The sequence below is a fragment of the Sphingobium agrisoli genome, assembly GCF_041877245.1.
Classification (GTDB): Bacteria; Pseudomonadota; Alphaproteobacteria; order Sphingomonadales; family Sphingomonadaceae; genus Sphingobium.
Genome location: NZ_JBHDJI010000005.1, coordinates 136,461 through 161,223, shown reverse-complemented (window position 1 = coordinate 161,223; position 24,763 = coordinate 136,461). Strand labels below are relative to the sequence as shown.

22 protein-coding genes are annotated in these 24,763 nt (G+C 60.2%); 15 read left to right on the top strand and 7 right to left on the bottom strand.

The genetic code is table 11. From position 1 onward, the window contains the following. Positions 1–29: 29 nt before the first annotated feature. The 9 genes from ACETPF_RS10655 (at position 30) to ACETPF_RS10615 (ending at position 10,648) form a co-directional block, all read left to right on the top strand. The gene (locus ACETPF_RS10655) at positions 30–1,220 is read left to right on the top strand and encodes a CaiB/BaiF CoA transferase family protein (protein WP_373934542.1); all 1,191 of its coding nucleotides are present in this window, start codon (positions 30–32) and stop codon (positions 1,218–1,220) included. Positions 1,221–1,328: 108 nt separating this feature from the next. Then, complete coding sequence (locus ACETPF_RS10650) at positions 1,329–2,246, top strand: TauD/TfdA dioxygenase family protein (RefSeq protein WP_373934449.1); 918 nt, start codon at positions 1,329–1,331, stop codon at positions 2,244–2,246. A gap of 57 nt (positions 2,247–2,303) precedes the next feature. Further along, entirely contained in the window at positions 2,304–3,452 is a 1,149-nt protein-coding gene (locus tag ACETPF_RS10645; protein WP_373934448.1) for an NAD-dependent epimerase/dehydratase family protein, read from the top strand. Next, positions 3,452–4,816, top strand: a complete 1,365-nt coding sequence (locus ACETPF_RS10640) for an MFS transporter (protein WP_373934447.1) — start codon at positions 3,452–3,454, stop codon at positions 4,814–4,816. Before ACETPF_RS10645 ends, ACETPF_RS10640 begins: the two co-directional genes overlap by 1 nt. 104 nt (positions 4,817–4,920) lie before the next feature. Further along, positions 4,921–6,084: an MFS transporter gene (locus ACETPF_RS10635; protein ID WP_373934446.1), complete on the top strand. Its 1,164-nt coding sequence runs from the start codon at positions 4,921–4,923 to the stop codon at positions 6,082–6,084. A gap of 94 nt (positions 6,085–6,178) precedes the next feature. Beyond that, complete coding sequence (locus ACETPF_RS10630; protein WP_373934445.1) at positions 6,179–6,973, top strand: SRPBCC family protein; 795 nt, start codon at positions 6,179–6,181, stop codon at positions 6,971–6,973. Beyond that, positions 6,973–7,839 carry an FAD binding domain-containing protein gene (locus tag ACETPF_RS10625; protein ID WP_373934444.1) on the top strand — a complete coding sequence of 289 codons (867 nt, stop codon included), beginning with the start codon at positions 6,973–6,975 and terminating at the stop codon, positions 7,837–7,839. The genes ACETPF_RS10630 and ACETPF_RS10625 overlap by 1 nt, the downstream gene beginning before the upstream one ends. Then, entirely contained in the window at positions 7,836–8,309 is a 474-nt protein-coding gene (locus ACETPF_RS10620; RefSeq protein WP_373934443.1) for a (2Fe-2S)-binding protein, read from the top strand. Before ACETPF_RS10625 ends, ACETPF_RS10620 begins: the two co-directional genes overlap by 4 nt. Further along, positions 8,306–10,648, top strand: a complete 2,343-nt coding sequence (locus ACETPF_RS10615) for a xanthine dehydrogenase family protein molybdopterin-binding subunit (RefSeq protein WP_373934442.1) — start codon at positions 8,306–8,308, stop codon at positions 10,646–10,648. The genes ACETPF_RS10620 and ACETPF_RS10615 overlap by 4 nt, the downstream gene beginning before the upstream one ends. Here ACETPF_RS10615 and ACETPF_RS10610 read toward each other — a convergent pair. Then, positions 10,618–11,955: an MFS transporter gene (locus ACETPF_RS10610; protein ID WP_373934441.1), complete on the bottom strand. Its 1,338-nt coding sequence runs from the start codon at positions 11,953–11,955 to the stop codon at positions 10,618–10,620. The two genes, ACETPF_RS10615 and ACETPF_RS10610, sit on opposite strands and share 31 nt — an antisense overlap. A gap of 193 nt (positions 11,956–12,148) precedes the next feature. Between ACETPF_RS10610 and ACETPF_RS10605 the strand changes: the two genes are divergently transcribed. Both ACETPF_RS10605 and ACETPF_RS10600 read left to right on the top strand, forming a co-directional pair. Then, positions 12,149–14,320, top strand: coding sequence for a TonB-dependent receptor (locus tag ACETPF_RS10605; protein ID WP_373934440.1), 2,172 nt, complete (start codon positions 12,149–12,151; stop codon positions 14,318–14,320). A 94-nt stretch (positions 14,321–14,414) separates the two neighbouring features. Beyond that, entirely contained in the window at positions 14,415–15,341 is a 927-nt protein-coding gene (locus ACETPF_RS10600; protein WP_373934439.1) for an alpha/beta fold hydrolase, read from the top strand. Between the two features lie 38 nt (positions 15,342–15,379). On the opposite strand, the gene ACETPF_RS10595 is transcribed toward ACETPF_RS10600, so the two are convergent. Both ACETPF_RS10595 and ACETPF_RS10590 read right to left on the bottom strand, forming a co-directional pair. Then, on the bottom strand, positions 15,380–15,919 hold the full coding sequence (locus ACETPF_RS10595; protein ID WP_373934438.1) for a nuclear transport factor 2 family protein: 540 nt from the start codon (positions 15,917–15,919) through the stop codon (positions 15,380–15,382). Between the two features lie 25 nt (positions 15,920–15,944). Further along, positions 15,945–16,406 carry a nuclear transport factor 2 family protein gene (locus ACETPF_RS10590; protein ID WP_373934437.1) on the bottom strand — a complete coding sequence of 154 codons (462 nt, stop codon included), beginning with the start codon at positions 16,404–16,406 and terminating at the stop codon, positions 15,945–15,947. Between the two features lie 340 nt (positions 16,407–16,746). Between ACETPF_RS10590 and ACETPF_RS10585 the strand changes: the two genes are divergently transcribed. The 4 genes from ACETPF_RS10585 to ACETPF_RS10570 all read left to right on the top strand — a co-directional run bounded on the left by ACETPF_RS10585 (position 16,747) and on the right by ACETPF_RS10570 (position 20,482). Further along, positions 16,747–18,615 carry a flavin-containing monooxygenase gene (locus ACETPF_RS10585; protein WP_373934436.1) on the top strand — a complete coding sequence of 623 codons (1,869 nt, stop codon included), beginning with the start codon at positions 16,747–16,749 and terminating at the stop codon, positions 18,613–18,615. Between the two features lie 54 nt (positions 18,616–18,669). Beyond that, a complete protein-coding gene (locus ACETPF_RS10580; protein ID WP_373934435.1) occupies positions 18,670–19,389 on the top strand; it encodes a glutathione S-transferase family protein in 720 nt (239 codons plus the stop codon). An 85-nt stretch (positions 19,390–19,474) separates the two neighbouring features. Further along, on the top strand, positions 19,475–19,765 hold the full coding sequence (locus ACETPF_RS10575) for a hypothetical protein (RefSeq protein ID WP_373934434.1): 291 nt from the start codon (positions 19,475–19,477) through the stop codon (positions 19,763–19,765). Between the two features lie 54 nt (positions 19,766–19,819). Continuing rightward, complete coding sequence (locus ACETPF_RS10570; RefSeq protein ID WP_373934433.1) at positions 19,820–20,482, top strand: SDR family oxidoreductase; 663 nt, start codon at positions 19,820–19,822, stop codon at positions 20,480–20,482. Positions 20,483–20,512: 30 nt separating this feature from the next. Here the strand turns inward: ACETPF_RS10570 and ACETPF_RS10565 are convergent, their stop codons facing one another. From ACETPF_RS10565 to ACETPF_RS10550, 4 genes are all read right to left on the bottom strand, one after another. Next, positions 20,513–21,355: an SDR family oxidoreductase gene (locus ACETPF_RS10565; protein WP_373934432.1), complete on the bottom strand. Its 843-nt coding sequence runs from the start codon at positions 21,353–21,355 to the stop codon at positions 20,513–20,515. 321 nt (positions 21,356–21,676) lie between these two features. Then, entirely contained in the window at positions 21,677–22,432 is a 756-nt protein-coding gene (locus ACETPF_RS10560) for an SDR family NAD(P)-dependent oxidoreductase (RefSeq protein WP_373934431.1), read from the bottom strand. Positions 22,433–22,481: 49 nt separating this feature from the next. Further along, the gene (locus tag ACETPF_RS10555) at positions 22,482–23,720 is read right to left on the bottom strand and encodes a CaiB/BaiF CoA transferase family protein (RefSeq protein ID WP_373934430.1); all 1,239 of its coding nucleotides are present in this window, start codon (positions 23,718–23,720) and stop codon (positions 22,482–22,484) included. 161 nt (positions 23,721–23,881) lie between these two features. After that, a complete protein-coding gene (locus ACETPF_RS10550) occupies positions 23,882–24,760 on the bottom strand; it encodes an SDR family NAD(P)-dependent oxidoreductase (RefSeq protein ID WP_373934429.1) in 879 nt (292 codons plus the stop codon). Positions 24,761–24,763 lie beyond the last annotated feature (3 nt).

Genomic DNA, 24,763 nt, shown 5'->3' with positions numbered 1-24,763 from the left:
CATGAAGCGTGGGAAGGGAGATCTAATTGGTGACCGCTGGTTGGGATCCCGCCTTGACGCCGCTGGCGGGGATCAGGATCCTCGATCTGGGCGTCATCGCCTCTGCCCCTTTCGCCGCCCGGACGCTGCAGGATCTGGGCGCCAACGTCATCAAGCTGGAAACACCAGACGGCGATCCGCTGCGAGGCGGGCCGCAGGCCCGGGGCAAGCGACGGTTCCCGTTCATCGCCTGCAACCGCGGTCGACGGGCAATAGCGGCAGACCTGAAATTGCCAGGCGGACAGGCCGTTCTTCGCCGACTCGTCGAGCGAGCCGATGTGCTGATCGAGAATTTCCGGCCGGGAGTCGGGCCGCGCTTGGGCGTGACGTGGGACGCAATGTCAGCGATCAATCCGGGCCTGATCCATTGCACCATAACCGGCTTCGGCGAGGATAGTCCGCTTGCCCGGCGACCGATTACGGACGGAGTGGTGCAGGCTCATGCCGGATTGCTCGAATTGACGGGGAGGGATGGGCGTTTCGGGGAACCGGTGCCTCTGATCGTTGCCGATGCCATCGCCGGTTCGACAGCGGCACAGGCGATCACCGCAGCATTGTTTGGCCGCATGCGTACGGGCCGGGGCTTGCACATCAATATCAACATGCTCGATGGTTTGCTCAACTACCTGCATCTGACGGCCAATGTCACAACGTCGTCCGGGCCACCTGCAACCAACGTGCTTGAGACTGCCGATGGACAGGTCCTGCTGGTTCAGCCGGTACTCCACTTCTTCCCGAAGTTCGCTGCCGCAATTGATGCACTGGTCGGATGTCCCGAACTGGTCCATGATCCCCGCTTCGGCACTCCCGATGCACGCGCTGAAAATGTGGGTGTGCTGCGCGGTTTATTGCAGAATGCCTTCCGCAAGGCGTCAGCAGACGCGTGGCTGGCTGCCATGGCCAAGGCTGGCGTTCCCGCCGGACGCATCAATACCGTAGCTGAGGGGATTCGCACTGCGGAGGCATCTGCCATTCCGATCAATCTTGACGGCGTTGAAATGATGCTCGCTGCGAGCCCGTTCGTCATGAGCGGGGAGCGCATTCCGACTCCCGCAACTGCGCCGACGATCGGCGAACACAGTGACGAGATCCTCGCCGAAATTGGGTTCTCGGAAGAAGAGGTTGAAGCTCTCCGGGAGCAGGGTGCGGTTCCGTCTCCGGAGCAAGACAACAATTGTTGACATGTACGTCAAAAACCATCACCCTCGCGATAAAGAAGGCTGAAGATCGGGTGTGAAAATCCGACCGGCTTTCGCATCAGCACATTTTATCCAGAGGATGCCATAGCGATGAAGGTCACCAAGCTGAGGCCGGAATTGCCGTTCGGAGTAGAGGTAGCGGGCCTCGGTCCGGCGGACCTGAAGCGTGTTGCCACTGTAAGCGAACTGCGCGAACTGTGGATCCAGCATGGCGTGATCGTTTTCCGCGAGATCGACGAGACCCCAGAGTTCCAGATCGCGCTCAGCCGGTGTTTCGGTGAGTTGGAGCCGCACCCGGTCAAGGAACTGTGGGTGGACGGGGCGCCGGACCTCATCAGCCTGTCTTCCCGGCCAGAGTCAGGGAATATTTTTCAGATCGACGGGAAGCAAGTCGCCAACTGGATCCCGTGGCATTCCGATCTCACCTACGTACAGAAGGTCAACCGAGGCGGCTTGCTGCGGGTTACGCAGGCGACCAGTTGGGGCGGCGAGACGTGTTTCAGCGACCAGATAGAAGCTTACAACCGGCTGCCAGAATCGCTCAAGGAGCGGGTCGATGGGCTTGAGATACTCTATCAACTCAAGATCATCGACACCACGCGGTACGTCAGGCGGCGCGGTGTCGAATTAATCCGGGCATCTTCCACCCTGGAAGCTCTGAGGCGCCGCGTTGATACGGATTACCCGCCGGTAGCTCATCCTGCTGTCTATGTGCAGCAGGAAACCGGCCGGAAGGTCCTGAATATCTCCCCGTTGTTCGCGGAGGGCATCGTCGGGATGGATCGCGAGGAAGGCGGCGCACTGCTCGACGAACTTGTCGACCATATCGAGAGCTGCCCCTTCTATCGCCATGCCTGGGGCGATAATGAAATGGTCCTGTGGGACAACTGGCGCATGATCCATGCCGTGACCGGTGGTCCCACGGACGAGGTCCGGGTGATGCGGCGAACCACGATTGGCGGCGATTATGGCATGGGCCGGGCATTGACTTACGCTGATGCGGCCTGAGGCTGTGCGCGACGAACCCGTGTCATACGTCCAGCACCTCAGGATGGAGTGTTCTTCGTGAATATCCTCGTCATCGGCGGGACTGGGCAAACCGGCCCCTTGGTTATTCAGGGGCTAGTCGACCGCGGACATGTCGTAACGATTCTTCATTCGGGCCGGCACGAGCCGCCGTTACCTCCGATCGAGCATATCCACGCGGATGCGCATTTCGCAGAGACGCTCGAACCAGCGCTCGCGGGGCGGCGTTTCGACGCCGTGATCTGTATGTATGGCAGGGCCAAAGTCGTTGCCGATGTGCTGGTTGGCAAGACAGAGCGCCTGATCAGCATTTCCGGCGCCCGCTATTACTACGGTTGTCCCGATGACCCGCGTTGGGGGCCGATCGGCGCTTGGACAGCCTCGGAGCAGAGTCCTTTTTCCGACAGCCCGGAGACCGATCGGCTGGGCCATCGCGTTTTCGCCACCGAACAGGCCATCATGGCTCATCAGCAGGCAGGCCATTACGATGTCACCATCCTGCGATTTCCGGCGATCTACGGGCCCGGCTCGATCCTCCCTGCAGACTGGGGTTTCCTGAGGCGCATTCTCGACGGTCGGACTTCGTTGCTCATGCCGGATGGCGGTCTGATGCTGCGCTCCCGCGCCTATCGCGACAATGCTGCCCATGCCGTTCTGCTGGCGGTTGATCAGGCTGCGGAAAGTCGCGGCGAGATTTTCAACGTGGCGCACTCTCCGCCCGAGCTGAGCTTAGGTCAGACTGTTCTGGCAATGGCCCGGGCGCTTGGCCGTGAGGTTGAATTTGTCGACTGTGCGGGGTGGCTGGGCCACCGCACTTATGGCGGGCAGATGGGCTTTCATCAGGTACTCGACACGACCAAGATCCGCGCCCGGCTTGACTACAAGGATCAGGTGCCCCTGCTCGACGCACTGGCCCGAGCCGCAGTCTGGTGGCGTGATCATCCGCCTGAAAGGGGCGGGGAGGTTGAACAGAAGCTTGGCGATTCGTTCGACTATGCAGCGGAAGACCAATTGATCGAGCGACTGCTCAAGTGCCGTGCCGAGCTCGACGCGCTGCGCGGCGCAGCTGCGCAGTCAGCTCATCCGTTTCGCCATCCCAGGCAAGCGGGTGAAGCCTGGAACAGCGACACTTCGACAAAGTTGATGAACTCGCCTCTGCGCTATCCCTACGCCCTGCGAAGCCATTGATGGCAGACCGCGATTCCTTTTCTTCTGCCTCCTTTGTCAGAGGGGAATCGGGCGCATATCCGGGACGGGCCGTTGCCGGGCAGATCCTGTTCACCCTGTTTCTTGCCACTGTTGTGTCCTACATGGATCGGGGCATCATCGCGCTTCTTATCCCGGACCTGAAAGCCACATTCGGTCTGAGTGATACAGAAATCAGCATTGTCCAGGGGATGGCCTTTTCGGTTTTTTTCTCCTTGGCTTCGATCCCGGTCGGGCATCTCGTCGATCGGATGAATCGCCGGAACCTCATCATCGCGGGCATATTGTTCTGGAGCGGCGCAACCATGGCCTGTGGTCTGGCGGAGACGTATCCCCAACTGCTGATCGCACGGGCTTGCGTAGGCGTGGGCGAGGCAAGCCTGATCCCGGCGGCTTATTCGATCGTGGCGGATTGCTTCGTGAGCGAGCGGCGCGGCCGGGCGATGAGCCTGCTGGTAGCGGCTGCATCGCTTGGGGGAGCGCTGTCCAACATTGTTGGTGGACTCTTGCTTAAGGCGGTCTCGGGGAGTTCACATGTTGTCGTCCCCCTGCTTGGAGATCTGCTGGTCTGGCGCTTCGTCTTTGTTGTCTTTGGCTCCTTCGGGGTGGCGCTCACAGCGCTGCTGCTGGCGTTTCGGGAGCCGCAGCGCCAGCCGAGTGGCAATTACGTCCAGGCTTCTGCCAAGAGCAGCCCTTCATTCCTGAGCTTTGCGCGCCGGGATCCCTATCTGTACGGCGCGACATTCGTTGTCGTGGCTCTGATCTTCACCACCACGACCGTTACCTCGATCTGGATTGTGGTTGCACTGACCAGGGTACATCACGTCGATATTGCCACCTCGGGTATGCTGATCGGCTTCACAAAGCTTGCGTCGCACGTGCTTGGGTCCCTTGCGGGCGGCGTGATCGGCGACATGTTGAGCCGGGCGAACGGGCGTTACGGCCGGTTCAACATCTGGATCTTGGGGATGCCGTTGCTGGGCTTGGGTGGGCTTCTACTCGTTTGGCCGGGGACGGAAACTGCCTTTGTGGTAGGGTTCTGGCTGATTGGAATCGCTGGAGCTGCAATCGCAGGCGCAAGCTATCCGATCATCTACGATATAGTTCCGGCGGAGCTGCGTGGGCAAAGCGTTGCTTACTGCATGACCATCGCAAATATTGTGAGTTTCGGCATCGGGCCGACATTGCCGGCCCTGCTCAACGACCGTGCATTCAAGGACGAGGCCATGATTCACTGGTCGCTGATGATCGTCACGGTTGGCGCAAGTCTGACCGCTTGGATCATGATCTTCTCGATTCGTCGGCGGTTCGAGCGTGCGAGAACAATTCTGGGAGAGTCCGCCTGATGTCGCAGAACAAAGACCACGCTGGGGGGGCGCCCGGTCGCGAGGCAGTGCTCGCAGAATGGCGCGCCAACTGGCCCGTGCCGATTGCCGCGTCGGCTGCGATCATGGCTAGCTTGATCCACTTTGGAACGCTGGGGGTGTTCCTGCCCGAAATCGAGGCTGAAACGGGGTGGACAAGGTCTGAAATCACGTTTGGCATGATGCTTTCCAGCATCGTGTCGATCGTCGCATCGCCCTTCGTCGGAATGCTGGTGGATCGGTTCGGAGCGCGTCGAGTGGGTTTGCCGGGCTTGACGCTATACCTGGCTGCAGTGGCCGCTCTCGGTCTGACCGGATCCTCCATCTGGGGCTGGTGGGCCACTTGGGTGATCCTCGGGGCGGGCGGCGCGCTGGCGAAGTTCAATGTCTGGGCCGCGGGCGTCTCGCGGCGGTTTGATCGGGGGCGTGGCATGGCGATTGCCGTGGCGCTCAGTGGCACGAGTCTCGCTGGCATAAGCATGCCAGCGCTTGCGGCCGTGGCTCTCCACTATGCCGATTGGCGAACCGGTTATCTTGCCATTGCAGCGCTTGAGGCCGCAATCGCGTTGCCGTTGGTTCTGTGGTGCTTTAATGACCCGTCTGTAGAAAAGGCCCACTCGATCACAGCATCGGCACCAACCGCGCCCGTCATTGGCACTCCACGGCTGAGAGACCTGTTCCGGTCCCGCACGTTCCTGGGCTTTCTGCTGATTTGCGTAACGACCTTCCTGCCGCTTAGCGCGCTAAACATACATTTCGTGCCCCTGCTGCGCGAGGACGGGATTAGTGCTGAAACGGCAGCTGGCCTCGCGGCATTGATCGGGGGGGCCTCTCTGGCCGGGCAGGCCGCTTCGGGCTGGCTGCTGGATCGGGTACCAGGAAATCGGGTTTTTGCCGGTTTCCTGCTTTGCGGCGTCATTGCGGCCGGCCTTCTGTTGACGAAACACTCGGTCATGACCGGCGCACTGGCGGCGTTGGTATTCGGCTTGCTCAACGGTGCGGGACCAGCCTGCCTCGCGTACCTTTGCTCCCGCTGCTTCGACATGCGGATCTACGGTACGGTCCTTGCTTCATTGGCCGGAGTGATGAGCCTGAGCGCTGGCCTCGGCTCTTTGCTGGCAGGTGCCACTTTCGACTGGGCTGGCAGCTATGCCCCGTTCCTGATTGCCGCGATGCCAGCGTTCGCCGTCGCAGCCGTATGCAATCTTGCCATGAAGCAAAGGCCTCCCGCGGCTGTGATAAACACCTGATGACGTCCTGCGAGTTCGCTAGTCCGGATGTCTTGGCATCCGGCCGGCGCCATTCAATGATCAAATCACTGATCAAAAAAAGGAACTTTTACCAATGAAGATGGCCGGCGAGGAGCGGATTTCGGCTCCAATCCAGGCAGTTTGGGCGGCGCTCAACGACCCCGAAATCCTGCGACAGGCAATTCCAGGTTGCCAGTCCCTTGTTCCGATTGGCGACGATGCGTTCGAGGCTGCCGCGACTATCAAGGTAGGCCCGATCAGCGCTCGGTTCGGCGGCAAGGTTCGGCTGTACGATCTCGATCCACCCAACGGTTACAAGATCAGTGGAGAGGGAAGCGGGGGTGCTGCCGGCGCGGCCAAAGGCGGGGCACAAGTCCGACTTGTTGAGGATGGGGCTGACACGATCCTGCACTATGAGGCCTCGGCGGAGGTAAGCGGCAGGCTCGCGCAACTTGGCGGCAAGTTGATTGACCTTACGGCCAAGCAACTCGCCGGAGTGTTCTTTTCCCGCTTTGCGCAGGAAGTCGTCAAGGGTGCGAGTCCCGCGTCCACGCCGGTGGCCATGGCTGCAGATCCAGCCCAACCGGCAGCGGTGGTGGCCAAGCACATCTCGCTTCCGCAGAAGGCAATCCAAGAAGGCGGCATCGCCACCAGCGTCTGCCTCGTCATTTCGCTGGCGGCGCTCGCGACCGGAATGCTGATCGGCGGGCTAGTGGCGAACTCGTCCGGGTTGGAACGCTTGGCCTTTATCGTGGCTGCGCTACTGGGTGTAGTGGTGGCTGCAACAGCCTTTATAGTTGGCCGACGCTCTGGCCGGTCTCTTGCGACTGTCCGGCTGGACGATGAATCCATTGCGCGGCTGGCGGATGCGGTGGGGAGGCAGCGCTGATGAAAGCTGCACCGTTTGATTATGTGGAGGCTGGCAGCGCGGACGAGGCTGTCCACCTTTTGGGCGAAACCGGCGCGGAAGGTGCAATCCTCGCAGGAGGGCAGACCCTGATGCCACTGCTCGCGCTGCGTATGGCGACGCCAGCGGTTATTGTCGACATCAACCCGGCGGCGGACCTGGCGGGGATTACCTCGGGCGAAAAGGGTGTCCGCATCGGCGCTGCAACCCGCCAGGCGGCCGCTCTGACCAGTCCGATTGTGGCGAGCCACGCTCCGGCCCTGACCCGCGCCATCGCACATGTCGGACATTACCAGACCCGGAGCCGGGGAACGGTCGGTGGTTCGATCGCGCTTGGCGAGCCCGCAGCAGAGCAACCTGCAACGGCGGTAGCGATGGGAGCCATGATCGAATTGCGGTCAACAAGAGGGGCCCGACTCGTCCCGGCGCGCGATTTTTATCTGGGATCGTACCTCACCGCCCGGGCCGATGATGAAGTTCTGGTAGCAGTGCACTTTCCACAATGGCCCGCTGGTACTCAAATTGTCTTTCACGAAGTGGCGCGACGCGCGGGTGATTTTGCGCTGGTCGGTTTGATCATGCTGTTCGACGTCTGCGACCAGAAGATTGCGAGGGCCGGAATTGGCTGGTTCGGGATGGGGCCTACGCCCATTGCCGGCCTTGCGGCGGAACGAGCATTGACCGGCGTCGCCTTGTCCGATCTGGATCCACGCGAACTCGCCCGGATCGCATTGGCGGAGGTTGAACCGGCCGACGACCTTCATGCGTCGGCCCATTATCGCAAGACCGTGGCCACACGCCTGTTCGAACGCAGTATACAAACCTTGGGCGGGAGGGTCGCGGCATGAGCGTCCACTTCATCGAATTCGAGCTGAACGGTTGGACAGTCGAGGGAACGGCAGAAGCGCGACGGACGCTGCTCGACTTCATCCGCGTTGATGCCGGGTGTACCGGAACACATGCAGGCTGCGAACATGGCGTGTGCGGAGCCTGCACCGTACTGGTCGATGGGCATCCCGTTCGTGCCTGCCTGATGCTGGCTGTGCAGGCGAACGGTAAGAGCGTGGAAACAGTGGAAGGTCTTGCGAGGAGCAGCGAGGAACTGCACCCCGTTCAACAATTGTTTCGCGAAGAGTTCGCGCTGCAGTGCGGGTTCTGTACGCCCGGCTTCCTGATGACGCTGGTCGCAATGGATCGGCTGGAGCCGCGCCCCACTGGAGAAGAGATGCGCGCCGCGCTGTCTGGCCACTTGTGCCGGTGCACCGGGTATCAGGGAGTGCTCAGAGTGGTTGAGCGGCTGGCGGAGCAGGGCAAGTGAACGATCTGGCTACACAATCGGGGGCACGGTTCATCGGCCAGCGCGTGCAGCGTAAGGAAGACGGTCGACTGCTTACCGGAACCGGGACCTATATCGACGACGTGGTTCTGTCGGGCATGCTGCACGCCGCTTTCGTACGTAGCAACGTGGCGCGTGGCCAAATCATTCGCATGGACACCCAGCGTGCGCGGGACCTTCCTGGCGTGGTCGCGGTACTCACCGCAGCCGATATCGATCGTCTGGGTTATCAGGTTGGCAATCCGGTTTTTGATATGCCGGAATGTCCCGGCCCGGATAATGGCTTGCTCGCGCGATCGGACGTTCGCTTTGTCGGTGATCCCGTCGCACTTGTCGTGGCGGAGACGCGCGCGATCGCCGAAGATGGTGCCGCATTGGTTGAGGTCGATTATGCGACCGAAACCCCGGTAATCGGCATAGATGCAGCCAAAGCCATGGGGCCGTTACACCCAAACCTGACGAGCAATCTCTCGAATGCGCAAGACAGCGGAGAGAATGGGGCAATCGACGCCATCTTCGCCGGTGCTGCCCATTTGGTCGAGGACGTGGTGCGCAATTGCCGGCAGGCGCACATGCCGATGGAACCGCGTGGCCTCGTCGCGGCGCGCAATGGGAGCGGCGCTCTCACCGTGTATTCGGCCTGCCAAAGTCCACATCTGTCGTCCCTTCACATTTCGAAGGTCTTCAACCTGCCTCAGCAGCAGGTTCGGGTGGTCGGGCAGGACGTAGGCGGAGGGTTCGGCCTCAAGATGTCACCGCAGCGGGACGATCTGGCCGTGATCGCTGCGGCAATCCTGATCCGGCGACCGATCAAATGGATAGAAGATCGATTGGAAAATCTGATCGCCGCCGGGCAAAGCCGCGAAGACCAGATGCGCGTCAGGCTGGCGTTCGATGCCGATCATCGGCTGCTCGCCGCGGATATTGAGTATGACTGCGACTTTGGCGCCTATCCGTACGCCGTGCAATCCAGCGGAAGCCTCGTCACGCCGATGTTTCCCGGACCGTACCGGCTGCCGCATTACCGCTGGAAGGCTCGCGGCTGGCACACCAACACCACTGGTCTTGCGCCTTACCGCGGTCCATGGATGATGGAAATGTTCGCGCGAGAGGTCATGTTCGACATTGCGGCGAGACAAATGGGTGTGGATCCCGTCGAGCTGCGACGCAAGAATATCATTGGCAAGGAAGATCAGCCTTTTCAGACTGCCGCAGGGATGGTGCTTACCGATCTCAGCCCGCGCGAGACGATGGAACTCACTCTCGAGGCCTTCGATTTGACTGCCTTTCGCCGCGAACAGGCGTCAGCGCGCGAGAACGGTCGCTACATCGGGCTGGGCATTGCCAACGGGATAGAGCCAACAACTGTGTCGTTCGGCTATTTCGCGTCGGATGTCGCACACGTTCGGGTCGAGGCGAACGGGCAAATCACAGCCATGACCACGACCTTCTCGCAGGGCCACGGCACTGCCACCTCGATCGCCCAGGTGATTGCGGAACGTCTCGGCGTGAGAATGGAGGACGTGACAGTCGTTGAGGGCGACAGCTCACGTACAGGCTTCGGCTCAGGTGCAGGAGGAAGCCGGCAGGCTGTCGCCGGAGGTGGCGCGGCCATCAAGGCTGCAGACCTGTTGCGCGACAAGATCGGCCGGATCGCTGCATATGCCTATAACGCAAGCCCGGAATCGATCAGGATCGAGGGCGGGGTGATTACGGTGGACGGCTCGCCGGAAATTCGCTCCTCGATCGCGGAAATCGCGATGCTGGCCTACGTCGCCCCTGACCGCCTGCCGCCTGACATGGAGATGGGGCTGGAGGCACAGTACCGTTTTCGCCCGCCTCCGATGGTTTTCGCGAACGCGACTCATGCCTGTATCTGCGAAGTCGATATCGTTACGGGCAAGGTTTCCATCCTGCGCTGGGTGGCGGGCGGAGACTGCGGCCAGCTGATTAATCCCGCAATAGTCGAAGGGCAAATCGCAGGCGGCGTAGTACAGGGCATCGGCGGGGTACTGTTTGAGCATATCCGCTATGACGAAAATGGTCAGCCGTTGGCGGTCACGCTCAAGGATTACCTGCTGCCCACGGCCCTGGATGTCCCCAAGATCGAATACCGTCATATGTGCACGCCATCATCGACGCCCGGCGGGTTCAAGGGTGTGGGCGAGGGTGGGGCGATGATCTCTCCACCAACTCTGGTCAATGCCCTTGCCGATGCGTTGGCGCCGTTCGATCAGCGCTGGACCACGATGCCATTATCGCCCGACAGGATCGTTTGCGGTTTGACCTCTCAGTCCGCTACCGCTGTCGGCGTCGATTGAGCAGCGAGCCGTAGAGCCTCATAGGGTTTAAGCTGGAACAGGGCCAGCAAAGGGCAAATGATTGCGGCGGTCGCGATCACGATTGACATCGAGCCACGGACCGCCGCATCGTTTCCGAACACATATTCTGTCAGAACAGCGACAGCGGTGATCGCCGCGCCCATACCGATCACGTTGGCCAGCAGCAGCAATACGGCAATCGCTCGGCCACGGAATTGCACAGGCGTGATGTCGTAAAGCGCCGGGTAGCTGAGGCTCGAAAGCAGTCCGCTCGTGACAAGCACAATCAGGGTGCCGGCGTAAAACGCTGGCTCTGATCCGAAACCCATCATCATGGCGCCAATCACGATCGGAACTGTTCCGCCCAGCCAGGCCCGTAGCCGACCATAAGGCCGGTTCTCCCGCGCCATCCAGTCACCCAGCTGTCCACCAAGAAATCCGCCAAGGACGCTGCTGGGCACCATGATGATGCCAAGGGCAATCCCGGCATCGGCTGCACTTTGGCCGAAGTTGCGGATCAGGACGCTCGGCACCCACGCGGTCGCCACGTACGAGGTGGCAAACGTAAAGGCTATCATGAGTTTCAGAGATACTGTCACTCGCCAATTGCTCCAGACAAACCTGGCATAGTTAGTGCCAAATTCAGCCGGGCGGGTTGCAGCCGCGCGAGTCGGCTCGCGTATCGTCAGAACCAGCAGGGCCATCAGCAATCCTGGCGCGCCAGCCAGCAGAAAAGTAACCCTCCAGACTTCCAGCGCGCCCAGCAACGGGAGCTCGATTTCGCCACTGCCCCCCAGAGCCTTGAGGACGATGCCACCCAACAGGGACGAGGCGGCGCCGCCGATCGCCGCCGCCATCACCATGAAGCTCATCGGGCGGCCGCGGCGCTCGGACGAAAACAGGTCGCAAATCATGGAATAGGCTGCCGGAGACAGGCACGCTTCGCCGATCCCGACTCCAGCGCGCGCTGCGAACAATTGTTCGAAGTTCTGTGCCAGACCGCACAGCATCGTCATGATGCTCCATCCCGCGACGCCGCAGAGGACAATCATCTTGCGGTTCAGGCGATCGGTCAAAGTGCCGATCAGCAGGCCGCCGGCTGCGAAGAACAACGAAAACGCAAATCCCTGGACAATGCTGATCTGCACCTCGCTAAGGTCAAGGGATCGGCGCAAGTCCGGCACGAGAATACCGACTATACCGCGGTCGAGGTATGAAAGCACCGCGGCCGATACGAGGACGAATACGATATACCACCGGTCGCGAGCCTCTGTGCCGCTCCGTCCAGGACGTTCTGCATTAGCCATCTGTCATCCCGCCCTTGTCCGGGCGTGGCAGGTGCCCGCCCGTGTATCTGGCATACTTATATTAAAGTTGACAACTTCGTCAAACGGATTACCCCGTGGGCATATGGCGAAAATCGCCTGAGTTCACGCAAAAGGGACGCAGAAACCAAGAAGCTGCGCTTGCTGGGCTGGAGAACCAAAGGGGAGGTTCCTGATGACGCATCTGAAAGACCAGATTGGACTGCTGGCCTGCGCTTCCATGGTAGCGCTTGTCGGGATCGTGCCGACTTATGCCCAGACCGGACCAACGGCCGCGACGCCTTCGGAACCTGACATTATCGTCACCGCGCAGCGGCGATCGGAACGTCAGGTCGACGTGCCTTTGTCGATCAGCGTGCTCAGCGACAAGTCCCTGACTGCCGCTGGCATCAACGGCGTTCAAGGGCTGACGCAGGTAACACCTGGCCTGCAATACAGCCAGACCGGCGTCCTGACGCAGCCGACCATCCGCGGCATCGGAACCACCGGCACGAACGTTGGCGACAGCGCGAACGTTGCGACCTATGTTGATGGCGTTTACCAGGCAACCATGCTCGGCGGCTTGTTCGAACTGAACAACATCGACCGGATCGAAGTGCTCAAAGGGCCTCAAGGGACCCTGTTCGGGCGGAACGCCACTGGTGGCGCAATCCAGATCCACACCCGCGAGCCGCAGGCCGGTACGGCAGTCGAGGCAAGTGCTGGGTTCGGATCGTTCAATGACCGCTGGATCAAGGCCTACGCAAGTACAGGCTCTGATGACGTTTCTGCCAATGTTGCAGCGGTCTATCGTCAGGACGACGGTTACGTCCGCGACCTGAACCGGAACGTTACTGTCGGCGCGCACAAGACGATGAGCGTGATAGGCAAGGTCAAATGGGCTCCTACCGATCACACGAAGGTGATCCTGACGGGGAACGTTGCTAACCTGATCGACAACTCGGTCCTGACTCCCTATTTCGTACTCAACAATTCGCGGTCGGCATTCAACGATGCCAGCAAGCCTTATGCGCGCACGCCGGGGACTACCGCTCTGTCGCTTGATCCATTCAATCGGGTGAACCAAAGCGGGATCAGCCTGACAGCGCAGCACGATACCGGCGAAGTGACGATCAAGTCGCTTACCAGCTACCAGCACGTAAGCTTGCGGAACCTCACCGACCTCGACGGCGGCCCACTGCCCATCCAGAAGATTTTCTATCGGAATATCAGCGATTCCCTTTCGGAAGAACTGACGATTGGTTCATCGGGCAACCGGACGCTGAACTGGGTCGGCGGCGTATTCCTGTTCCGCGACGATGCCGATCAGCCTACCTACGTGATCAACGATACGGCCTTTTTGCGCTCAAACGTACTGACCAAGGCCCTGGGTCTGTTCGGCGAGGTCAACGTCCAGGCCACGGACCAGCTCTCGCTCATCGCCGGGGTGCGGTACAGCACGGAAAACAAGCGACTGACGTCGCAAGCTCTTGCTACGTCCGGTCCAGTCTACCGCCTGGACAAGACTTGGAACAGCTTCACGCCCCGAGTATCTGTGCGCTATGAGCTGGCCGACCGGGTTAACGTCTACGCGACGTTCAGTCAGGGCTTCAAGAGTGGGGCCTACAATTCCAGCACCGTTCCCGGAGGGGCAGATCCCCTCGCGACTATCGGGGCAGTCGATCCCGAAAAGGTCACGGCATACGAGGCCGGGCTGAAGGTCGCGCGCAACGGCCTCACCTTCAACGCCGCTGCCTATCATTATGATTATACCAACATTCAGGTGAGCTCGTTCGTGGGTAACGCCACGGCCGTTACGCGCTTGCAGAACGCAGCCAGCGCCCGGATCACCGGCATCGATGGAGACATGAGTTTCGTCGTATCCGATCACCTCAGGCTCACTGCTACAGCCGCGTACTCGCACGCCCGTTACAGGGATTTCATTGGCGCGATCGCGCTGATTCCTTCCTCGACGGTCAATCCGGTCAATGGCACGAGCAATGGCAACGTCCAGAGCAATACCACGGCTTCTGGTAATGCCATGGTACGCCAGCCCGATTATACTTTGGGTTTCGGAGCCAACTACACCCAGCCGATTGGCGCGTCTTCAATCGAAATATCGGGCAACACCTATTTCAGCGGCAGCTTCTTCTGGGACGCGGCCAACACGGTCAAGCAACCAAGCTACAATGTCACGAACATGCGGGCGACGTGGATCTGGCCGGGCGAGAAGGTAAGTGTTTCTTTGATCGGCAACAATGTTTTCAATTCGAAGTACAACCAGGCCATGGCGATCGCAACCGCAGGTACGCGTGGCGTCGTGGCGCGGCCAGCTTCGATCGCAGGTGAACTGCAGGTTAAATTCTGATCGACACATGCAACGGGGTGGCAGGGCAGGTGGCATATGACGCTATCTGCCCTCATCATCTCGGCCTGTGCTTAATAACTGCTAATGGACTGCCATGAACGCCACCACTGACCATACCGACCGCTACCCCCTTGCTGCTTTTGCTGGCAAGCGCCCGCCTGCGCCGCAATGGTTTACCGATGTCATGGCGGTTCAGCCCGAGCGCCAGAGTGTTGCAGTCGCAGGTGCAGAGATCGAATTCTTCTGCTGGGGCGAAGTGGGTAAGCCCGGCATTCTGCTTATACATGGCAACTTTGCCCACGCGCACTGGTGGGGGCCGCTGTCTCCGCTGCTCGGTCGCGACTACCGCGTTTGTGCGATGTCATTGGCCGGCATGGGTGGTTCTGGCTGGCGTGAAACCTATTCGGTGGAAATGCAGGTGCTTGAAGCGGTGGCGGTAGCGGAAGCCGCACAACTGTTCGCCGCGGCCGAACTCCCGTCGGTGGTGGCGCACAGTTATGGCGCGGAACCGGCAATCTTCATCGCAGCGCTTCAGGGCGAGCGCTTCGCCCGGGCCCTGTTGCTAGATAGCGGGGTCGCTCCAAGCTTTGACCAGGAGGTGCTTACCACCAAAGGTCGCAGTTATCCGAGCGAGAAGGACGCTTTGGCACGGTTCCGGCTGGCGCCGCCGCAGGAACACAGCAACCTGTTCATCATCGATGATATTGCTCGAAAGGGTTTGGTCAAGGACAGCGAAAGCGCCTGGCGCTGGAGCTTTGACCCCCAGTTCTGGAATCACCTTGCTCGCTATGATGGCTGGAACACGCTGAGCAAGGCACGGTGTCCGCTTGCGTTCATCTATGGCGCCGATTCCAAGCTGGTCACCGCAGACATGGTCACGCTGCAGAAATCCAAGGCACCTGCCGGCACGCCGTTCATAGAGATTTTCGGCGCGGGCCACCATCTGATGATCGATCAGCCCTTCGCAGTGCATGCCGCAATACGCGGATTGATCGAGGAAGCTCGGCGTAGCACCGCCTGAGACGCCTTCGAATGGGCCGGGCAGTCCCCCGTGTCTGTTCAGCCTGCCCCGATGCTACGGGCAAACGTCGAGGTCGCCAATGGTCGGCAACGTCGGGCAAAATGCTCGGCATCAGCCCCGATGATTGCGCAGTTGCCCTCTCCCCATAACTCCCACGACTGGCGTCGGACAATTCTCCAGCCAGCCGGACCGCGCGTCCATTCGTCCTCATACCAGCCTTCGCTGCGCCAGACGTCTCCCCCGGGAAAACCCTGCTTGATCAGCCGCCATTGGCCGTAAGTCAGGCTCCGAGCCTGATTATCGGCAATGTCGATGATGGCATTTGTGATGCTGTGCCTTGTCCGGTCGAAGCAGCGGTGAACACGGTCGAAGCCCTCCACGAAGGCCGCGAGGCTGGTGTATGCGCTGTTGTCGGCGTGCCTCACGAAGACTGCAGGCCCGGAGAAAATCTGCTCGAACAGATCCCACCGCAGAGCATCGACCGCAAAGCCGTAGAGATCCAACTTGGCCCGTATTTCCAACCAGTCGCGCCCAGGCTCGGAAGGATCCATCGTGATTCTCTGTAGCGATTCCTGCATGGCGGTCCCTCCTAATGTACAGCGATCATTTGGTAACGCTGAAGCCCGAAGGTGCGGCGAACGGTACGAGGCAGCGCGAGCCAATCAGCCAATCGCCATCCCGCCTGACGAAGACGTCATCGTAATATCCCAGGATGATTGGCCTCGCGCCGGTTGCAAGCAGGCCTTCCCCACGCAGGTAGGAAATTGCCCGGACAGACTCACCATCATACCCGTGCAGCATCACGTTGCTGATGAAATGCACAAAATAGACATACTTTCCGCTCGGCACAGAAAATACGCGGCGTAATTCTTCCTGACCTTTCACGAGCGGGAACCCCAGACACCTCTCGTCAAAAACGCCGTCTTCCGCGAACAAGCCAGGAAGGGCGTCATACTGCTTCGTGTCGCAACAATAGGCATATCGATAAATCCGGTCGCAGACATCAACGCGCACATCGACGGGAATCGTGCCTCCAGCAAGAGTATCGACGGGTCTGAATTGCACTATCTGGGGCTCCGCGTGGCATCGACTCACCTCAACTACACAGTGTACGTTTGACTAGGTTGTCAAGTAGCGGAGAATGGGCGAGTGCATCTGCTGGCAAAGCCGGTGCGGCAGATACAACGTTGCTCATGAGTGGTTTTGGAGATCAGGCCGTCTCGGAAAAGAAATGATTTGACGGTCATGTCAAAAATGTTCATTGCAGTTCCTCAGGTGGAGAAGTCCGCCGTCGGCTCATAACCGCAGCCGGGCGATCGAAGTCCGGTCCAGGGGGCTGCTGCAATCATGGGTCAGGCAGGCCACGGGCATCGTCTCGGGCGCTTGAGTGTAGGGAACTAGGACGATGGAAATTGCACCGGTTGTAAACCAGATCATTGGCGAGATCGATTTCGATCCCGATGCCCTTCACGCGAAGTATCTACTTGAACGCGACAAGCGGCTTGAGCGAGGTGCACGTTCCTATCAGCCGATCGCTGGCGAACTTTCGCATTTCTGCGAAGACCCGCACGCTGATCCTGATTTCACGCGGGACCCGATCAACGACGAAGTTGACTTCCTGCTGATCGGCGCAGGCTTCAGTTCGTTGGTGCTCGGTGCCCAGTTGCGCAAGGGCGGTCACACCAAGCCCAGCAGCATCCGTCTGATCGATGCGGCGGCCGACGTTGGCGGCACCTGGTACTGGAACCGCTATCCAGGTGCCCAATGCGACACCGAAGGCTATGTGTACATGCCGATGCTTGAGGATACGGGCACCATGCCCACCTGCAAGTATCCGTACCAGCCGGAAATTCTTGCGCAGGCCAATCGCATTGCGGACAAGTACAACTTGCGCGACAACGCGATGTTCCAGACCTCCGTCACCGGTATGACGTGGAACGATACAGTCAAGAAGTGGGTCATCACGACTGATCGCGGCGATAACTTCAAGGCAAAGTACGTCGTGATGGCGACCGGTCCGCTCAGCAAGCCGAAACTTCCGGGCATTCCCGGGATCAACTCGTTCCGCGGCCACACCTTCCATACCTGCCGTTGGGACTATGGCTACACCGGCGGGAACACTCTGGGAGGACTCGACGGATTGCGCGACAAGCGTGTCGGCATCATCGGGACAGGGGCGACCTCGATCCAGTGCATTCCCCATCTCGCCGCGTCAGCCAAGGAGCTGTACGTTTTCCAGCGCACCCCTTCGTGCGTGGATCTGCGCTACAACAAGCCCACCGATCCGGAGTGGGCGGCCTCGCTCAAGCCTGGCTGGCAGTGGGAGCGCATGGTCAATTTCGCCGAGGTGCTCGAGGGCATCCCCGACGTCGAGGTCGACCTGGTCAATGACGGCTGGACGGTGCTCTACCGGAAAGCCTTCGGCCCGGCGCTGAAAAAGGCGGCGGAGCAGGTCGGGCGCAAACTGAACCGTGAAGAGCGCAGCCAGCTGCTCGAACTTTATGACTACCAGAACATGAACCGAATCCGCGATCAGATTTCGAGCATCGTCAAGGATCAGAAAACCGCCGAATCGCTGAAGCCCTGGTATCGGCAGTTCTGCAAGCGCCCGACGTTCCACGATACCTATCTCGAAGCGTTCAACCGGCCCAGCGTTCACCTGGTCGATACGGACGGGCTCGGGGTCGAACAGATTACCCCCGAAGGAGTCGTGACCAACGGGACGGAGTATCCGCTCGACTGCCTGATCTTTGCGACCGGTTTCGAAACGGAGACGTCCTATGTCCACCGCGCAGGCTATGACGTGGTCGGCCGGGATGGGCGGAAGCTTTCGGATTACTGGTCCAACGGACTACGCACCTTCTTTGGCGTGGCCGTGGACGGGTTCCCCAACCTGTTCCTGCTCGGCCGGACGCAGAGCGGTGCCTCGCTAAACCTGCTATACGGCATCACGCGCCAGATCGGTCACGTTGTGCATATGATCAATGAGACCGAAAAGCGCGGGGCCGCCGCAGTAGAACCGAGCCCGGAATCTGTCCAGAACTTCCTGGATGACTTCTGGTCGCACAAGCGCAAGGCCGACCGGTACTGGGCGGAATGCACGCCCGGGTTCTTCAACAACGAAGGCAACGTCACCAACAACAACGGTTTCTTCGCCGATGTCTATGGCGGCGGCATCCGGAAGTTCTTTGCCAACTTCCAAGCTTGGCGCGATAGCGGCGACATGGTCGGCATGAACTTCGATTTCGCGAAAGATGCGGCTGAGGCTGGCTGACACTCAGCCTAACTGACCTTGCAAAGGCATCGCCTCGGACGGACCGCCGAGGCGATGCAGACATCAACTGGAACCCGCATGATAACTCTTTATGGGATGAGCAGTCCGAATGTCGTCAAGGTACTCCTGATTCTTGAGGAACTGGGCGAGGAATACGTTTTCGAACGCTGCGACGTCATTCTGGGCGAGCAGTTCACCGACCGTTTTCTGGCGATGAATCCCAATGCCAAGGTGCCCGTAATCGTCGACGACAGTGCTGCCGATGGTCCGCTGACAATCTTCGAATCCGGGGCGATCTTGTTCTATCTGGCCGAACGGGCAGGGCAGTTCCTGCCTGGATCAGGAGCGGGGCGCTACAAGGCCATGCAATGGCTCATGTTCCAGATGGCCGGTGTCGGGCCGATGTTTGGACAGGCGATCCATTTTCGTGATCGGCCGACAGGCAACGACTATGCGGTCGAGCGCTACAAGCGTGAACTGGTTCGCCTGTGCAATGTCATAGACGGAGCCTTGCAGCAAACGGGGTATCTGTCGGGAGCCGATTACAATATTGCCGACATGGGGGTGTTCCCTTGGATGAGGACCTGTTCGCGGTTTTTCCCCGACGTGGAGTTCGCGTCGGCCACGCGCGAGTGGTATGATCGGGTGGCAGCCCGTCCGGCGACCATTCGCGCTCTCGAGGTTGTCGATAAGTTGTCAAACCTGGACAAGAGCAGCATGAAGAGTGCTTCGCCTGAACAGATCATTCGGTATTATGGACGCCCACGGGACTGAAACTGGCTATCTACCGATTGCAGCGGAGCAATCCATTAGCATCATGGGCAGTCTCACGATCGAACATTGACTAGAGGAGAGTAAGATGAAGCCCGGAACTCGTTTGCGGAGCGTCGCAGATGACACCGAAGTCATGGTTATCCGCTGCGGAGACGGCACTGTCGAGTGCGGTGGGTCGCCTATGGCTGAAGTCAGACCAGACGAGGCTGCACCGCTCTCGCCCGATTTTGCTTCCGGGACGATGATGGGCAAGCGCTACGTCGATGCCGAAGGCCAGTTCGAACTGCTCTGCGTCAAGCCAGGCAAGGGCTCGCTGGGTGTCAACGGAATCGCCCTGACGGTTAAGGAAGCCAAGCCGCTACCGGCTTCAGACTGATTAGCCTCAGCCACGTTCGAGTTATCGGCCCAGATCTTTTGAGGAGACGCGAAGATGACCCATCCTGTGGTGGTGACAGGCGCAGCCGGGTTTCTCGGCAATTGCGTTTCACGATACCTCGCCGAACAGGGGCTTAGTGTGGTTGGCATCGATCTGGTAGAAGAACAACCAGATTTCCCTGGCACTTTCATTGGGGGGGTGGACCTGACCGATGCCAGCGACACGAGCAAGGCATTTGGCGGGCCGGCAACAGCGGGCGGGATAGCAGGGTTGGCCAGCATTGCTGGCGGCTTTCGCTGGGAAACGGTCATGGATGGAAGCCCGGAATCCTGGGATTTCCTCTATCGTATCAACGTCCGGACGGCCCTAAACGCAGCACGGGCAGCCGTGCCTCTGCTGAATCCGGGGGCGGGCATCGTCAATGTAGGCTCGGCCGGCACGCTCAAAGCCCTGACGGGAATGGGCGCCTACACGGCCAGCAAATCTGGCGTGGCAAGGCTGACCGAAGCCTTGGCCGAGGAGCACAAAGGGAAGATCCGGGTCAACGCGGTGCTTCCTTCGATCATCGACACGCCAGTGAACCGCGCTGACATGGGCGATGCCGAGGCAGACCGATGGGTTCGTCCGGAGGAACTTGCTCAAGTGATCTCGTTCCTCCTTTCCAACGCAGCTTCTGCGGTGACGGGCGCCTGCATTCCCGTCGTTGGCCGGGTCTGACGCCAAATCACCTTTGCCGCGGTGCAACGCCTATGCCGAGGGGTGGCGTAATGCTGCGACCAAGCCGCCGTCGACCAGAATATCCGTCCCGGTGATGAAGGATGCCCGCTCCGACGCAAGAAACTCGACTACACCGGAGATCTCCGCCAACGTTCCTTCCCGTTGAAGGGGCGTAGCGGAAAGCAGGTCGTACTTCATCGGCTGCCGCGCGAATTCGAGCGCCCCCATCGGCGTCGCGATAAGGCCTGGCGAGAGGGAGACGATCCGCGCTAGGCGCTGTCCCCAGGCAGAAGCCTCTCGGCGGCACATCCGGTTCATCGCGAACTTGGATAGCTGATAAGCTAAATTAGGCGTTCGGGGCTGATTGATCGCTTCGGCGAAACGTCGAGCGAAGCCGGGGGCCAGTGGATCTTCATCCATCAAGGCTTGGACCGGAGGAGCAACATCGTCTACGTGCCCACCCATCGAGGAGATGAAGATCGCACACGTGCCCGGTACGGCTAGAGGCAGGAACGCGCGCTCGACCCGACGGGCTCCGATCAGATTGACTGCGATGATCGCATCGAAATCACCCATGCTGGGCGACAGCCCGACCACGTGCACGAGAACTCGCGGCGGCCCGAGATCACCGGCCCGCGCAGCCAGGCCGCTCACATCGTCATCAATGGTTATGTCGCAACGATGAGTTTGGGCGTCGAGGCCTTCGTCTTTCATGGCGCCGGACAGCCGATCGAGCGCATCCGCATCTCGATCGGCAATCAATAAGCGATAGGATTGACCCAGCCTTCGGGCGATCGCCCTAGCCATCGCCCCGGCGCCGACTACCGCCGCAAGACCAAGGTCCGGTCGCTCGCAGCTTCCAGGCTGGCGCATAACATTCACTCCCGCATTCCTGATGGTCTGATTGGCCTGCGTTTTCGGTCGGCTACATGTCTGTGCGTCGAGGCTTTACTGTGCGCCCGATTTTTGGGTGACTCTGACGGAGCTAAGCGCGTTTTTGCTCAGCGCGATAGCTCAGTGACGTCAATGTGGCCGTTGAACTGCTGTACCTGCCTGCCCGTCTTGTGGTTGACCTTGCGATACTACCTCCAGCGAACCGGTTTCCCTCATACAGGGCCTCTGCGTAAAAAATCGACCGAACGGCGTGTCGTCGAACGAGAGGACCGCCTTCTTCGCTTTGAGCGCCTGCAAGCGCTAGCCGGCCGTGAGGCCTGCATCGATTGATACACAACTGCCATGATAGGAGCGGCCGGCTGGAGAGGCCAGCATGGCGATCAGTTCCGCAACATCCTCTAGCTCGACAAGACTGCGGATGGGATAGAACCGGGCCATGAGCTCGGCATCGGGATTGGCGGGGAGAGTCATCGTTTTAGATATGTCGGTCGCCATTGCGCCGGGCGCCACAGCGTTGATCCTGATCGGTGCGCGCATGTATTCCATTGCCAGCGACTTGGTCATGCTGACCAACCCAGCCTTGGTTGCGGTGTAGGCCGCGCAGTAGGCTTCGCCGATGTAGGCAGCCGAGGAAGCGCAGTTGACGATCGCCCCGTTGGTTTCAAGCAGGTGAGGGATCGCTGCCTGCGACAGATACCATGGTGCATGAAGGTTGATCGCCATGGTCAATTCAAAGTCACGGCGTGGCATATCTGCGCTATGCGCCATCCGGATGATCCCGGCGATGTTGCACAACGCATCCATCCGACCGCATTGCTCCACTGCGGCGGCGATCGTACCAAAACAAGCGTCTGGATCGGCAAGATTGGCCACATGTCGCACGGTTTCCACGCTGCCGATCATTTCGGCCGTAGCCGCCAGACCATCTGCATCTACGTCTACCAGCACCAGTCGTGCGCCGACCTCTGCCAGACGGAGCGCGGCGGCCCGTCCCAGTCCCGCCGCGGCTCCGGTAACGACGGCAACGCGGCCCGTCATCTCAATCTGCTGCACCATCTTGTCACCTTTGCAAATCTGTCGGAAACCAGACGACGGGGGTACGGCGTCAGGCTATCGCTTTCTTTGCCTTCAACGCCTCGATCCGGTCCCAATCCAGTCCCATTTCTATCAACACCATTTCGGTGTGTTCACTGGCTTCGGGGCCACGCACGTTCTGCGCGGGTTGCTGGTTGAACTGCACCGGATTGGCAACTAGTCGGATCGGCTTTCCGCCATCGGCCGATTCAACCTCGTAGATCATGCCATTCGCCAAGACCTGCGGGTCCTCCGCCACGTCCAACGGAGTCTGATAGACGGCCCACTGCCCGCGCATCGTTTTCAAACGCTCCTTCCAGTAGCTGAGCGGCTGGGACCCGATGGCCTCGACTATATAGGGAACGCACAGTTCGGCGTTGTCCATCAGCGCCTCGACCGTTGAGAAGCGCGGATCCTCCAGCAGGTGCGCCAGATCTAGGTGTTCAAAGGTATCCCTCATATATGGTCCGGGCTGAAGAACCGTCAGGTTGATCATGCGGCGATCCTGTGTCGCATAGACACCCATGAACGGATTGCGGGTGCCTTCGACGACCTTGCCGTTCACCGGCAGCGGGTTGGTGAAGGGCACGGCCCCCAATTCCATCGCCACGTCGGTGCTCATCGCGGTGGCCCAGATGCCCGATGACAGGAGTGAAACATCGACTTCCGTCGCTTCGCCGGTCCGCTCGCGATGGAAGAGTGCGGCCGAAATGCCTCCAGCGATGAACATGGCTCCGATCGTATCACCATAAGCAGGCCCAGGCATCTGGAGTGGAGCATCGAGTTCGACAGGAGTTACCAGGGTGGCGGAACCGCCCCGCGCCCAGAACGCGCTGGCATCGAAACCGCCATTGTTGCGTTCCGGCCCTTTGTCGCCCAGCGCCGAACCACGAACATAAATGATGTTCGGATTGGCCTTGCGGATGTGCTCCACATCGATTTTGAGCTTCTGTCGGGCGGAGGGCAGGAAGTTTGTCAGGAACACGTCGCAGGTTGCCGCGAGCTGGTACAGCAGTTCCACGCCCTCTTCCGTGGCGATGTCGATCCCGACGCTTTTCTTGCCGCGATTGGGATGATGCATGGTCGTGGCGCGCAGCGGGTTTACCGCCCAGCGCTGCAACACCTTGAGGCCGCGCTGTGCATCTCCGCGCTCGGGATGCTCGATCTTGAGGACTTCGGCGCCCCAGTCCGTCAGCACACCGCCCGCAGCCGGAACAAAGGTAAACTGGGCTACTTCCAGAACACGAACGCCCTTCATGACAAGGCTCATCACAACTCTCCCAACTCTGTCTCTTCGGTCAGCCCGTCAAAAAGAATTTCGACACGGACGAATTTTGGACCACACGCCAACAAGCGAGTATATTTGACATATTGTCAAGTTCCGTCTTGGGTCATCAGCCCGCCATACCTTGCCAAAGTTTTCGCCGCTGATCATCCGCCCATCCGGGGATCGAAATCTTCGGTTAAGGTCCACAGGCCATCACGGTTTCTCATCCAGCCGAACGAAGCAGACGTGCCCCCATCGACGGGCAGCACGACACCCGTCACGTAAGCGGACAGATCGCAGGCGAGGAACACGGCGGCGTCGCCGCACTCTTCCTCGGTTCCTTCACGGGCCAGCGGGATGATGCGCAGCAGACCGTCCACCTCCGCCTCGGAGCGTTGACGCCAGGTTGCCGGGTCGACCGGCCCCTTGCGGTTGCCCATTACTCCGGGAGTCAGTGTGTGATCAGGAGCGATGGCGTTCACCCGGATGCCATGTTCGGACAACTCCAGCGCCATGGTCCGGGTGAAGTTCTCCATCCCCGCCTTGCAGGCCGCGTAAACAGCGAAATTTGGTGCAGCGCGCGATGCCTCGATGCTGCTGACGTTTATGATCGAACCGCCTCTTCCGCTTCGGATCATGACCGGAGCAGCCGCAGAGGTCGCTGCGAGGAGGCTGATCAGGTTCAGGTCGATATGTCGCCGCCAGCTCCGCTCGCTCTGTTCAAGAAAGGGTCGCAATGAGGTGCCGCCGACATTGTTGACAAGGATATCCACCCTGCCAAAGCTGCGATCTGCAGCTTCGACCAGTCCGCGGACCTGGTCGCTGTCCATTGCATCCATGGCCACCGCTTCGACCAGTCCGCCTTCGGCGGCAATTGTCGCGACGACTTCTTGCGCGCGTTCGGGCTCGACTTCGCCGATCACCACAGCAGCGCCCGCTCTCGCCAGAGCTCTGGCGATGCCCCGGCCTATGCCGCCGCCGCCGCCGGTAACCACGGCGGTCTTCCCTTCCAAGGACACCTTTGTCAGCATGGTCTGGTCCATTCC